Raw genomic sequence first — 12,283 nt, 5'->3', positions numbered from 1 at the left:
ATATTAATATTTTGGCAAATCCCCATTCACCACTTAAATACTCCTTTTCCATCTCTAAAAATTGTATTACTTGATCACTTACTGTCATTTTCTAGGGTTAATTCAATTAGTATACGTAATTTTTTTCTCTTCTATCTAATTTCCCTACAACCTTTGGCGGAAATAATAATTCAAGAACCCTTAGATGTATAAACCAAATTTTAAATACTTTATCTCACTTGCTAATAATGATGTGCGAAGAAACCCTGATAAATAGCGATTTGAGATCAATAGGGACAAAAAAGAGATACTGCTTTTACACAATATCCCTCATTTTTCTCCGTTTCCTCTGGCGGAATTTTGGCGGAGAACCTATTCATTTTTGATTATTTTATCCATTTTACGTACCATCGAAATGCAGTCAAATCAACGTTTTCACTTCAAATGCCCTTAGTGAATTATTCCCACTCAACTGTAGATAAACTACTTAGAAGCCTTGGTATCACTGCTTTCTGCTAGATTCTTTTCCCTTATGGCAGGGTTTTTGGTAAGGAACCAATTCCATTCTAATGTCTTGATTTCCATTGAAATCAATATAAGTCTCCTTAGAAAAATTAAGTTTAATATTCCCTTTCATTTTTTCTGCAAGTGGTTCATCATTTCTACTCCATAAGTGCGCATAATGTTTATAGTTATTTCTAGTGAGTTATGCTCTAATCTGCGTGATACTCATTAAACTCATTAATTAATTTACTGGACATAAAAATAGTTTAATTTTTATTGTTAGATGGTAGAGTTTGCATAAGTTCAAAGAAATATTTAGAATCGCCAGTATTAAAATAGTTATACCAAGATTCTAATGTGTTTGACTTAAAAACATCTAAGCACTCAATGATTTGTTTCGTCCATAGCAAAGCTTCAGTGGAACCAGCAGTAATAAGGTTATTAGATGAAATAGATGGTTGGTCTATATAAAAATCTTGTCCTTTATAATCAGAACAGACCATTTCAAGGAATCCCGGACCATTGCTAGTATGCGGACGATTATCTAGTATCCCAAAATTAGCAAGTGCTGCGGTAGCTCCACAGATTGCACATACTGTAGCACCTACAGAGAGCAACTCGCTTGCTTTTACGAGAATAGCTTCATGCTTTGGATCATTCCATGTATCTGCACCTGGTAATAATAGCATGCTTGTTTCACTTACAATAATGTCATCAATTAAGTAGTCAGGAACTATTGTCATTCCGCCCATTGTACTGATTGATTGTTTGGAGTAACTGACTGTTTTAATCGATATTTGATTCGCGTCTTCTTTGAAAAATCTCCTAGAATTCAGCTCCGAAGTAACATGTCCTAGTTCCCAGTCAGCTAAAGTATCAAGTACATAAATATAGATTGTTTTCATAATTTTCCTCCATTTGATTGTAATAGATTGATTGTTTTATTATTATTATACTTATCTATTGTTGACAACAATATGGCAACAATCTAGAAATGAAGAAATTTTTTTGAAAGGCGGTTAACAGATGAAAGTTAGCAGGCTTGTTAGCATTATTATGATACTACTCGATAAAGAACGAATAGGCGCACAGGAGTTAGCAAATATGTTTGAAGTTTCAACTCGTACAATCTACCGTGATATAGATGCCATTAACATGGCAGGTATTCCAATTTACTCAACATCGGGGGTAGGAGGTGGCTTTGAAATCATGAAAAACTATAAAATTGATAGAAAAGTTTTTTCAACTACTGATATTTCTACTATTTTGACAGGACTTTCTAGTCTCTGCAATATGATACAAAGTGACGAACTGGTAAACGCCCTTGCGAAAGTAAAAAGTTTTATCCCAGTGGATAGAGTTGACGAGATCAAATTAAAAACAGATCAAATACATATCGATTTAAGTCAGTGGATAAGTTATAGGAACGTACAAGCCTATTTAGAAATCATAAAAATAGCTTTACAAGAAAACAAGCTACTTTCATTTGAATATGCAGACCGTCATGGAAATAAAACTGAACGAGAAGCTGAAGCCCATCAAATTGTATTGAAGGGTAATCATTGGTATTTTCAAGGATACTGTTATAAAAGAAATGATTTTCGTCTGTTCAAATTAGCTCGTATATCAAATCTAAAATTAGAAAAGATTTTCTTTACGCCACGAGATTATCAAAAACCACTATTGGATTTTGCTGATATTTTGGCAACTATACAAATAAAGATCAAACTTCGTATTCATAAATCTGTCATGGATAGAGCACTTGATTATTGTATGTATGAACATTTTTCACCAGACGGTGATGAGTACTACATTGTTACTTTCCCTTTTATAGAAAACGAATATTATTACAATATCCTTTTAAGTTTTGGTGATAAATGTGAATGTTTAGAGCCTTTACATATCCGAACAGAATTGAAACGGAAAATATATGATATAGCTAACTTATATGAAAATTAAATCAAGAATCTCAATTTTATCCTTATACTGTTCTATTTAGTTAAATCTGTTGCCATTTATCAAGATAAAATAATGCCATTAAAACTAAAAATCACACGTACATACTATTTGCCTTTTCTACCGAAAAATACTCCCTACCAAAATTTTTTCTTGGTAGGGTTTTTGGTAGGGAATCTAATATTTTTATACACTTTAAATTAAGTCAAAATGCCGTCAAATCAACACAAATTAAAATTAGGAATTTTTACCATCTATTCCCACTCAGTACTTCGCCAATACAGTATAGTGCAATATCGTTGATATGAAGGGATTTAAGGAAATATCAAAAACAATTAAAACATATGAATTGATATAAAGTGTGCCACGACTGTGCCACGGATTTTAATAAATCGGAAAGCTGGAATGAAAGATCATTTCGGCTTTTTCATTCATTTTATGGTGTGATTTCTGAATTTTAAACACAACTGCTTCCAAAGGATATGATTTTTAAACGAAATTGCTAAACTAGCCCAGTAAAGGCTGCACAGTGCGGCGGCGTGCGAAGCGAAAGCCGCTGTGCTGGGCGAAGCCTGCGTGGCGACAGCCACGCCTTACCCCCATTTCTAACAGGGGGGGGAGAAAAGCAATAGGAAACTGTCCGAAAAGTGCCTTAACACCAGTAACACCAGTAGCACAACGGTTGGAATTACATCACAAAGTTGTCAACTAAAATGAAAAAGTTGACATCTTTTTTTAGTTGGGAATAATCCATATGAATCAAGTCTCTTGATATCAACGATTATAGGAAAAACGATTGGAATATGGGGTGTCGCAAAATAGACTGGCTGTTTACGTAGGAATCTCAAGACAATACATCAGTGAGATTGAAGCAGGAAAAGTAACTCTCATTAGTTACCATAATGCGTTGTTTTCTTTATTTTTCTGTCCAAACCTATTACGATTTCATTATAAGGCTTTGAATTCCTTTATTATGGTCTTAAAACTTTTATTAAAAACTGAAGATACCTCAGGATGTGTTGTGAGTTTCTTCTAATCCAATTTCTTAGTAAAAGGACGTAACTTTTTTGGTGATCATGTTACATCCTTTTTGATATGTTTAAAAGAAAATCAACATTAGTAAATGCGCAACAATATGCGTAACCATATGTGAAAGCATGGCAAGTTCCAGATTGTGCTTCCAATAAAGCCAACCAAAGAAAAAGCCTGGTAAACCATTTAGGAGAATCATTCGGAACCAAATAAATGGTGTCATTTCCGTTGCAAGTGCGGTTGGACCGTAGTGACCTATTGCAAATATTAATGCTGCTACGGATATTGCAAAGATAAATACCCAGTTAGAAGGCTTTGCTGATTTTCGATCAAATAGTTTCCATAAAACAAAAACTAACAAACTCATAACCCCAAAACGCATTAGTAGTTCTTCAACAATCCCTCCGTAGAGTAAAGCTAGTATAAATTCTAATGCATTATAGGGGTGTAATAAATCAATTACAGCCTTTGGCAAGAATGATTGTAAAAGATAATCGAATCCTCTTAAGACGACTCCTGCAACCAAACCCACTATTATAGCTAGTTGAATACCTTTCATCCACCCTGAATTTGACTTTTCGCTAGCATTTGGGTGAATGATAACGGATTTTAAATCAACTTTATGAGCTGTGAAAATCCAATGACAAGAGCAATGATTAATAAAATAAATGTTGGAATTACGGTGAGTAAAGCTAACATTTCAGGTGGACCTGGGAACCCCATTTCCCTCATTTGTTCTAATTTGGTTGGATCTGTCGTTAGTGACGATAGTGTATGTAAGTATAAGGGAAATAATGCAATGATTCCAACCAAGAGATAAATGAATAGTCCTTTAATACTTTTTTGTTTAGTCATAAGTAACCTCCTCGATTTCAGTTTGAAAATAATCTTCTTTAGAAGTTTTAAAATTTCGTGTATATATTTCTCCTCCCAAAAATTGTTTATTTACCCTTAATACGTTTACGTTCGTCTAATCGTTCACTCACGAAAAAAATAAATAAAAAAATCTCAGGAATTTGCTCCCGAGACCTTTCTTTTAAATATTTTTCTTGCAAAAATAAGATAGATAATAAGATACGTTGGAAATTGAATAAGCCCTAAAAATCCCCATAGCCAAGCATTGTGTCCCCTCTTCCGTGCATCCCAAAACATCCATGAGCTCTGGCAAATCAGAATGAATGCAATCACGATCAATAACCAAAGTGGTGTGCTACTTAGATTGTTTGAGATCTTCATTCCTGACCTTCTTTCTAGTTTTGTTAAAAGCTAAGGGCAGTAAGATAATACCCACAAGCTGAAAATAAAGATAAAAAATTGGCTCATGATAAACGATAGCAATCACAACCGAAAGCATAAATATTGCAACTGAGATAAACGTGAGGAGGTCTTTCCATTGTTTTTTTCGTATTCTATTTTTCTCTAATTCAACATTTTGTTGAAACCATTGTAAGTCTGGAGTAGATACTGTATTCCATTGATCTAGTTTTTCTAAACCATCTATTATTTGCTTAACCGTTAATTCATCTCCATCATCCAACATAGAATTATTATTTTTAGAATCATTCTCCTTCAAGTTCAGCCAACTCCTTTCTTACACGTTTTAAACCATTTGAAACTCGAGATTTTACTGTTCCTTCTGCAATGCCCATCATTTTTCCAATTTCCTGATATGAATATCCGTAATAATGCTTTAACACGATGGGCATACGTATATCTTCATTAATTTGAGCAAGTACATCAAGTACATCGGTCCATTCTTCATTCCTATTGGCTGCATTCCATTTCATTTTTCGGAGCGCTTGTTCCTGCTCTAACCATTTTTTCTCCCGCTTCTTTCTACGCTGTTGATCGATAAAAAGGTTCGTTGCGATTGTTATGAGCCATGAGGAAAACTTGGATTCACCATTATACAGTTGGATTTTTTCAATACACTTCATCATCGTCTCTTGTGTTAAATCTTCTGAGATTTGTGGATTAAGGGTAGCTTTCATTAAATACCTAAAGAGGAACGAATAATTCTGTTGTAGCAATTTCGAAAGAGCCAATGTATCTCCTTTTTTCGCTTTTCGAATTAATACCTTTTCCTCCATGAAATCTACTCCATACCATAATGATATATTTGTAATACGACTAACTAGTAAAAATCGTTCACTTTCTAAATAAAGAATCACAACAAAAATAAGTTTACTTGAAAGATATATTAGACCCAAAACCTAAATTTTGTTGCTGGTTCAACGAGTTTGTTTAATTATTATTGTAATATCAAACCACTCACGTGATTTGTTTAACTATGCATTCTTTAATTAACTACTCGATAGCTTAATAACCTTCTATCTAAATACTAACATAATATTCCGATAATAAAATTAAAACTAAAATCATAAGAAAAGGGCGACCTCACAAGGGTCACCTTGTGTAACTATTGCACCCTATACTTGAAGAACATTCATCAAAAACAACATAATTCAAAAAATAAAAGAACTTACTATTGTCTATATTGTTTGTAAATACATAAAAGATATCTTTACACTATCACCCTTTAGGTTTCCTATATTTTTAGCACTTTTAAATTAAATGGAACAAAATGGAAAGAAAAAATCCCCCTGATAGTGAAATGCATAAATAATTACAAAGTTAGAAGTTAAGTCTACTACTAAGCTTCCGATTATAAAAAAAGAACTCCAGCCCATATAAAAAAAGTTACAGCTAATAATACCAATGCCATAACAACCAACATAAAGTTCCTTTTAAACACATCTAAATAATCATGAAGATATAAGTTCAATGTTTTCACTTCCTAATTCTTAAAGTATTGCACCCTTTACTTCAAGTACTTTCTATGACAATTTCACAACCGCTAAATGACTTTAACTCTCACAAGATATTGACCAATTAAAACCTAATAAACCAAAATTCTGTTCAGTAATGTTTTCATTGTTGTTCACACAAGTATTTTTAGCTTGTACAAATCTGCTAACAATACCAATATTCAGCATAATCAAAAAGATTAACCCAATTATCCAATTCATTCTCTTTTTGTTTTTCATTGTACCCAATCCTCCTATATATGGCTAATCATTTTTTTAGATATTATTAAACACTCAAACTAAACAGGTAGTATCTACTATATGGATTTAACTTACCAAAGCACCAACTTTTTGTATCCAAAAAAGAATAGCAGCAGTGAAAGCTTCGCCCAATATTGCTGCTCCATGGATATCATGAAACATCAACAGAGTTACCCCACCAAGCTTTAATCTGGTTCCCTTCCTTGAAAGGCTGGATGAATCAATTTAGAAAACGAATTTGTTTTGGCTCGAATAACATTTAAGTGACTCGGGCTTTTTAGTGTTTTTTTTAAAAAAACGTTACTCCTTTTTGGCAAAAGATACATTCCCACTTGTATTAATAGTGAAAGATTAAAATGAACAGCAGCTATCTGAATCGATGTAAATAAAAAATTTTATTAAATTTTTTATAAATCATGCAACAAATCGACCTTTTGTGTAGGGACTAAGTATAGCGGGGGATGAAAAAACACTTTTCCTTCTAATATCTACCCAAATTTTTCACATGCTTGCTTTGCATATAGAAGAATCCATTTTTCACATATTTTTTGTAAGAAAATAAGGATTTTATTTGGCATTTCGTAAAAAAATTTGTTGAAGGTTATGAAAGGGGAAATCATCGACCACCTTTGCGTTTGCCATATGGAGGAAAAGAAGGGCAAAGTTTTCAAGTGGCTCTACTTCGAAATGAATTGCTAAAGAAATGAAAGTGATTGTTCTTCATTATGGAAGCTATATATGAAAAGCCTGTCTATGCGTAAGCTCCGTGATGAACAAGGAAATACGTATTGGAAGATGGATAAAGATACACATGATTGCTTATAATCGAAGCTTATGCGATCTGTTTTAGTTTTTAACACTTGATAAAAGAATGATCAAGTTTTCCCTTTCATTCATAATGTGTTTGTTCTTTGACAAAGAAAGCACGAAAGATAACTTCGTGCAGTATAAACAAAAAATCAGATACATTCTACTGATGACGAGCTACTTGATTCATATACGCCATGACTTTCGTTAGAAACGAGCGATCATATATGAGTCTAATGCAATCATGGTGGATTGCTGGCGATAACCCTTCAGTATGGATAATGATACTCCCCTACCGTCATGGTTCGAGCGTTCAGAGCGTCGCAAGCTATAAGTAGGCTGGAAGAAATACTTGCAGGGGTGAAATTCCCGTGGAGCTGTACCAACAGCTGTCTGTTTTTCAATATTCGCTCTATTAAAAAACATCATGAAGCGTGGTATAATAAACATATATTGTATTGGATCGACCGAGAAAGGAGCAATATGATAGTAACTATAACCCGAAAGGACTTAATAGCTTTAGGTTATGGTTCCTCTTTCTCCCGTGACATTATCCGTGAGGCTAAATGTTAATGGTGCAGAAAGGATACGGTTTCTACAATACGAGAAAATTAGGTCGAGTACCTGTAGAAGCTGTAGAAGAAATATTGGGAACAACGCTTAGCCAGATAGATTTATTAAAATCTTGTGGTTACAGTGAGGCTGCTTTAATCAAAGAAAGGAATACCGATGATTAAAGTGAAGAAAAACCCCAATGGAACATATCAATTTAGGGTAAGTTTAGGATTTGATCCAATCACAGGAAAAAGAATACAAAAAAGAATGAGTGGATTTAAAACTAAATCAGATGCTGAAAATGCTTATGCTAAATTGATTGTAGATCATAGTGAAGGTGCTTTTAACTCTAATAGTAGTATGACCTTTGAGAAGTTTACGAAGGAGTTTTTTGTACCTTGGTATAAGAACCAAGTGAAAGAAAGCACTTTTGAAAATAGGCAACACACAATAAATAAACACTTTGCTTATTTTTATAACGTAAGTCTTTCAGATATCACACCATTAATTTTGCAAAGATGGCAATTAAACGCTACGGAAAAATATTCTAGTCAATACGTTCGAGGCATACAAGGTTTATTATCCTTAGCTTTTGATAGAGCGATTGTTTTAGGTTTAATGAAAGAAAACCCATCAAAGATAATTGGAAATGTTAAAAAAGTTACAGCCGAAATTGACTTTTGGACAAAAGAAGAATTTGAGGCTGTTATATCTAAGATTTATCTAGGCGATTACTTTCAGCATTTTCAATTTATCATTATCTGGCTTTTATTCATGACAGGTATGCGTATTGGTGAAGCCTCTGCCTTACAATGGGATGATGTAAACTTTGAGGAAGGAACGCTAAACATTTCCAAAACTCTTTTTTACAAGAATGCTTCAAATTATCGTTTTACAGATCCTAAAACAAAAGCAAGCATTCGAGTGATTGCTTTGGATTCAGATACACTAGGCTTATTACGAGATTGGAAAGATACACAACAGAAACAATCTAAAACCAATTTCATTTTATCGTATAATGGAATCCCAAATCAAAAACACACTGTTTCCCATTCTATTAAACGCTTTGCAAAGGCTGCAAATATCCATTGGATCAAAATCCATGGATTAAGTATATGTATCCTTTTTGTCTCACAATCGCGCCCGATTGCGGTATAGTCTACTCTGTTATTCAACTTCAATAATAAAATCTGTATACGGCTTTTCATCAACTGAAACGGAAACTTTCCAAAGTCCACCTTTATCAAATCCTAGCTTTGCCCCACTCTGCTTGTCCTCAATATCTGCTTCATAAAGTTTTACGACTTCTTCCTCACCCTCATGTGTTGCGGTCATTTTATAACTTTCACCATTAAAGTCTTTTTGCAAAAAGTAAACCTGATATTGTCTGCCTTCATCAACTGGAAATTCAGGTTCATCACCTTTTCCATTAACTTTTACAATCCCGAATTTATCCTGAACTCCATGTAAGGTCATATTATCGCTAGTAAAGGTTGGACTTGTTTCCCAGTCACCTTTTTCATTTCCTGAACACCCTGATAAAATAATCCCCACTAAAACCAATATACCAATCAATAGCTTTATCCTCGACATTTTCCCACCCCCTGAATAGTCTTAAATACTAATATTACTACTTCACAATCTGGCCCTATTCTAGCACATTGTTGTAGTAGTGAAGTTTATAGTACAGTATCCCCAAATGATTTAATTTCTGTTTGAATGGGAGATTAGTTGAACAACGCCGGAGGAAAAAATTCTTGTATTTATCAATTTTAAATTCAATCTTTGTTTTATATCAATAAATAACGGTCTTCCCTCTCCCAATATCACAGGGTGAACAGATAATCTGAACTCATCAACGAACCCTAAGTCAATAAAAGTCGTGATGAGGCTTGCCCCACCGTATAACCATATGTCTTTACCAGGATTATTTTTTAATTTATTTACTTCCTCGGAGATATTTTTTTTTACAAATATTGCTTTATTGTCAGACCCTATTTGCGTTCTAGAAAACACATATTTTTCTTTGCTGTGAACCAATTCCCACATTTCTTTCTCGTTTGTGCAATAAAAAGTATTTTGCATTGAACTTTTAATCCTATTTTAACATACATTTAAATTAATTTTAATTCCACACGAATCCAGATTCAAAAAAAATCCCTACTAAAAATAAGATGGTAGGGATTTTGGTGGTAGGGAATCAAATATTTCTTACCTTTTTATCTGTTTAAAATTAGGATAAATGCTGTTAATAGGCATTCTCTTTTCAAATTAAGTTGTATTCCTATTCCCTACCAAAATTTCTTCTTGGTAGGGATTTTGGTAGGGAACTATATCATTTTTAACTTATTTTCTCCATATTGGACTAGGTTAAATGCTGATATATAGGCGTTCCCTCTTCAAATTAAGTTGTAGTCTTATTCCCACTCCAAGATTGCAGGTGACGTTAGAAGCCTATCATACCAACGCTTTTCATACCTTCAATTCTTTTTGGCGAGGATTCTGGCGGAATTTATTTTTTTACTGCTTGATTACCATTAAATGATACACCTGATTTTTCTGCGGTTCGTATAGTAATGTTACCTGTCATCTCTTCCGCAATCAGTTCATCCACTCCAGACCACATATGAGAATAATGCTTTAACGTAATCTCTGGGCTAGAATGACCCATACGCTTTGATAAAATCAAAACAGAGATATTAAATTCATTAATGAGATAAGATGCATGCGAATGTCTAAGCCCTTTGGCTTGAATACGATGAACCTTTGCAAGTTTTGCATAGCGTTGAATGATTCTTGCAAGCGTCGATTTAATCATCGGTGTTCCATCATAACTAAAAACGAAATCGTCAATCCCTATTTTTGATTGTCGCTCTTTCCATTCTTTCAACACTTGTATCGTATCCTCATCCAAAGAAATAATCCGTTTCCCATCCTCAGTTTTTGTATAATCTTTTCATTGCTTTTATTTCATAGATACAATGAATGATGGACACGAAGCCGTTTGTTTTTAAAATCTACATCGTCCCACCACAAGGCTGTTCCTTCACTAACCCGTATCCCTGTCATGAAATACGTCCACAACATCACAAAACATAAATGTTCATAAAAGTCATCCAGATAAATAGCCGAAATAACCTTCTCAAATTCTGTTTTTGTCCAATAAGGAACAACTGCTTTTCCTTTGGCGATTGCCTTCACTTTTTTAGAAACATTCACTTCTAAATATTGCATATCAACTGCCATATCCAGACTTTTACGAAACATACCAAATACCAAACTTGCATATGCCTGAGAATATCCAGCTCCTTTATCGGAAAGTAACCATGTTCGATAACGTTGGACATCTTCTACAGCTAAAGAACGAAGCTCAATGTTTGAAAAGCGATCTCTCATACTTTCCAAGGTTCGTTTGCGAACATAAAAAGTACTTTCTTCCACCTCTGTTTCATAAGCTGGGATGTACACCGTGTCCATGAATTGACCATATGTCATGTGATAATTCCCATAACCATTTTGCTTGATGGTATTCATTTTTCACCCGTACCAATTCTTTATAAGCTTGTAAAGCAGAAGTAAACTTTTTTCCTTGTTGATTGGTACGTCCCTTTTTACGAAGCCGCTTCCCAGTAATGCGATCCGTTCCTAGCTCCGTTCCATAGAAGTATTGTCCCGAGCTATCAATATAAACACCAGCATATTTTGTTTTAGCCATGACTGTCTTCCTCCAATTCTAGTTCACATCCTAGAATCGATTCGACTGTCATTTTTGGTACACGCCCTAAGCGTTTATTATTATAAAATGGATACCCTTTTTGTACCATGATTTGTTTGGCTTGTCTAATAATTCGTATCGAAGTATATTTAGGATACCCAAGTTGAATTAAATCATCTTTTGTAATCAGTTCCTTCATTAATATATACCTCCCTTTTCATTCACAGAGGAATACATACTAGAAACAACAATTCTCTAATTCACTTAAAAAATCAGACAGCTGTTGGTACAGCTCCACGGGAATTTCACCCCTGCAAGTTTTTCTTCCAGCCCTACTCATAGCTTGCGACGATTGAACGCTCGAACCATGACGGTAGGGGAGTATCATTATCCATACTGAAGGGTTATCGCCAGCAATCCACCATGATTGCATTAGACTCATATATGATCGCTCGTTTCTAACGAAAGTCATGGCGTATGAATCAGGTGGCTCGTCATCAGTAGAACGTATCTGATTTTTTGTTATATATTGCACGCCGTTATCTTCCGTGCTTTCTTTGTCAAAGAACACAATATATGATTATTGAAAGGGAAAACCTAACCATTATTTCGTCAAATTTTGAAAGCTAAAACAGATTGCATAAGCTTTGTGCGTAAGCGATTACGC

General features: G+C 34.1%; 11 protein-coding genes and 4 pseudogenes. 5 read left to right on the top strand and 10 right to left on the bottom strand.

Annotation, left to right across the window (positions count from 1 at the left end):
* Nucleotides 1-749: 749 nt before the first annotated feature.
* Entirely contained in the window at nucleotides 750-1,388 is a 639-nt protein-coding gene (locus SPD89_RS21480; RefSeq protein ID WP_336263981.1) for a type 1 glutamine amidotransferase family protein, read from the bottom strand.
* Between the two features lie 121 nt (nucleotides 1,389-1,509).
* Between SPD89_RS21480 and SPD89_RS21475 the strand changes: the two genes are divergently transcribed.
* Both SPD89_RS21475 and SPD89_RS21470 read left to right on the top strand, forming a co-directional pair.
* A complete protein-coding gene (locus tag SPD89_RS21475) occupies nucleotides 1,510-2,442 on the top strand; it encodes a helix-turn-helix transcriptional regulator (RefSeq protein WP_336263980.1) in 933 nt (310 codons plus the stop codon).
* Between the two features lie 793 nt (nucleotides 2,443-3,235).
* Nucleotides 3,236-3,322, top strand: a pseudogene (locus SPD89_RS21470) (helix-turn-helix domain-containing protein); the annotation flags it as partial.
* A gap of 216 nt (nucleotides 3,323-3,538) precedes the next feature.
* Here SPD89_RS21470 and SPD89_RS21465 read toward each other — a convergent pair.
* From SPD89_RS21465 to SPD89_RS21445, 5 genes are all read right to left on the bottom strand, one after another.
* Nucleotides 3,539-4,030, bottom strand: a complete 492-nt coding sequence (locus SPD89_RS21465; RefSeq protein ID WP_336263979.1) for a CPBP family glutamic-type intramembrane protease — start codon at nucleotides 4,028-4,030, stop codon at nucleotides 3,539-3,541.
* 50 nt (nucleotides 4,031-4,080) lie between these two features.
* Nucleotides 4,081-4,326 carry a hypothetical protein gene (locus SPD89_RS21460; protein ID WP_336263978.1) on the bottom strand — a complete coding sequence of 82 codons (246 nt, stop codon included), beginning with the start codon at nucleotides 4,324-4,326 and terminating at the stop codon, nucleotides 4,081-4,083.
* Nucleotides 4,327-4,681: 355 nt separating this feature from the next.
* Complete coding sequence (locus SPD89_RS21455; protein ID WP_336263977.1) at nucleotides 4,682-5,044, bottom strand: YxlC family protein; 363 nt, start codon at nucleotides 5,042-5,044, stop codon at nucleotides 4,682-4,684.
* On the bottom strand, nucleotides 5,031-5,561 hold the full coding sequence (gene sigY, locus SPD89_RS21450; RefSeq protein WP_336263976.1) for an RNA polymerase sigma factor SigY: 531 nt from the start codon (nucleotides 5,559-5,561) through the stop codon (nucleotides 5,031-5,033). Before sigY ends, SPD89_RS21455 begins: the two co-directional genes overlap by 14 nt.
* Before the next feature lie 777 nt (nucleotides 5,562-6,338).
* Entirely contained in the window at nucleotides 6,339-6,518 is a 180-nt protein-coding gene (locus tag SPD89_RS21445; protein ID WP_336263975.1) for a hypothetical protein, read from the bottom strand.
* A 759-nt stretch (nucleotides 6,519-7,277) separates the two neighbouring features.
* Here SPD89_RS21445 and SPD89_RS21440 point away from each other — a divergent pair.
* The 3 genes and pseudogenes from SPD89_RS21440 to SPD89_RS21430 all read left to right on the top strand — a co-directional run bounded on the left by SPD89_RS21440 (nucleotide 7,278) and on the right by SPD89_RS21430 (nucleotide 9,059).
* Nucleotides 7,278-7,364 (top strand): hypothetical protein, encoded by an 87-nt coding sequence (locus SPD89_RS21440; protein WP_336263982.1) that lies wholly within the window; start codon nucleotides 7,278-7,280, stop codon nucleotides 7,362-7,364.
* 468 nt (nucleotides 7,365-7,832) lie between these two features.
* Nucleotides 7,833-8,083: pseudogene (locus tag SPD89_RS21435) on the top strand (DUF3173 domain-containing protein).
* Entirely contained in the window at nucleotides 8,076-9,059 is a 984-nt protein-coding gene (locus SPD89_RS21430) for a site-specific integrase (protein ID WP_336263974.1), read from the top strand. Before SPD89_RS21435 ends, SPD89_RS21430 begins: the two are co-directional and overlap by 8 nt.
* A gap of 9 nt (nucleotides 9,060-9,068) precedes the next feature.
* Here SPD89_RS21430 and SPD89_RS21425 read toward each other — a convergent pair whose 3' ends face one another.
* The 4 genes and pseudogenes from SPD89_RS21425 to SPD89_RS21410 all read right to left on the bottom strand — a co-directional run bounded on the left by SPD89_RS21425 (nucleotide 9,069) and on the right by SPD89_RS21410 (nucleotide 11,815).
* The gene (locus SPD89_RS21425) at nucleotides 9,069-9,494 is read right to left on the bottom strand and encodes a hypothetical protein (protein WP_336263973.1); all 426 of its coding nucleotides are present in this window, start codon (nucleotides 9,492-9,494) and stop codon (nucleotides 9,069-9,071) included.
* Between the two features lie 111 nt (nucleotides 9,495-9,605).
* Nucleotides 9,606-9,959: pseudogene (locus SPD89_RS21420) on the bottom strand (dihydrofolate reductase family protein); the annotation flags it as partial.
* Nucleotides 9,960-10,413: 454 nt separating this feature from the next.
* Nucleotides 10,414-11,616, bottom strand: a pseudogene (locus SPD89_RS21415) (tyrosine-type recombinase/integrase).
* Complete coding sequence (locus SPD89_RS21410; protein ID WP_077604216.1) at nucleotides 11,609-11,815, bottom strand: DUF3173 domain-containing protein; 207 nt, start codon at nucleotides 11,813-11,815, stop codon at nucleotides 11,609-11,611. Before SPD89_RS21410 ends, SPD89_RS21415 begins: the two are co-directional and overlap by 8 nt.
* Nucleotides 11,816-12,283 lie beyond the last annotated feature (468 nt).

Origin of the sequence: Pseudogracilibacillus sp. SO30301A (assembly GCF_037072025.1) — a bacterium.
In the GTDB taxonomy this organism is placed as follows: domain Bacteria; phylum Bacillota; class Bacilli; order Bacillales; family Amphibacillaceae; genus Pseudogracilibacillus.
This window is presented reverse-complemented; position numbering and strand designations above follow the sequence as displayed.

Coding starts and splice junctions, on each gene's coding strand:
- SPD89_RS21425 (WP_336263973.1), bottom strand. CDS start 9,494: ATGTCGAGGATAAAGCTATTGATTGGTATATTGGTTTTAGTGGGGATT.
- sigY (WP_336263976.1), bottom strand. CDS start 5,561: ATGGAGGAAAAGGTATTAATTCGAAAAGCGAAAAAAGGAGATACATTG.
- SPD89_RS21445 (WP_336263975.1), bottom strand. CDS start 6,518: ATGAAAAACAAAAAGAGAATGAATTGGATAATTGGGTTAATCTTTTTG.
- SPD89_RS21460 (WP_336263978.1), bottom strand. CDS start 4,326: ATGACTAAACAAAAAAGTATTAAAGGACTATTCATTTATCTCTTGGTT.
- SPD89_RS21480 (WP_336263981.1), bottom strand. CDS start 1,388: ATGAAAACAATCTATATTTATGTACTTGATACTTTAGCTGACTGGGAA.
- SPD89_RS21430 (WP_336263974.1), top strand. CDS start 8,076: ATGATTAAAGTGAAGAAAAACCCCAATGGAACATATCAATTTAGGGTA.
- SPD89_RS21410 (WP_077604216.1), bottom strand. CDS start 11,815: ATGAAGGAACTGATTACAAAAGATGATTTAATTCAACTTGGGTATCCT.
- SPD89_RS21440 (WP_336263982.1), top strand. CDS start 7,278: ATGAAAAGCCTGTCTATGCGTAAGCTCCGTGATGAACAAGGAAATACG.
- SPD89_RS21475 (WP_336263980.1), top strand. CDS start 1,510: ATGAAAGTTAGCAGGCTTGTTAGCATTATTATGATACTACTCGATAAA.
- SPD89_RS21465 (WP_336263979.1), bottom strand. CDS start 4,030: ATGAAAGGTATTCAACTAGCTATAATAGTGGGTTTGGTTGCAGGAGTC.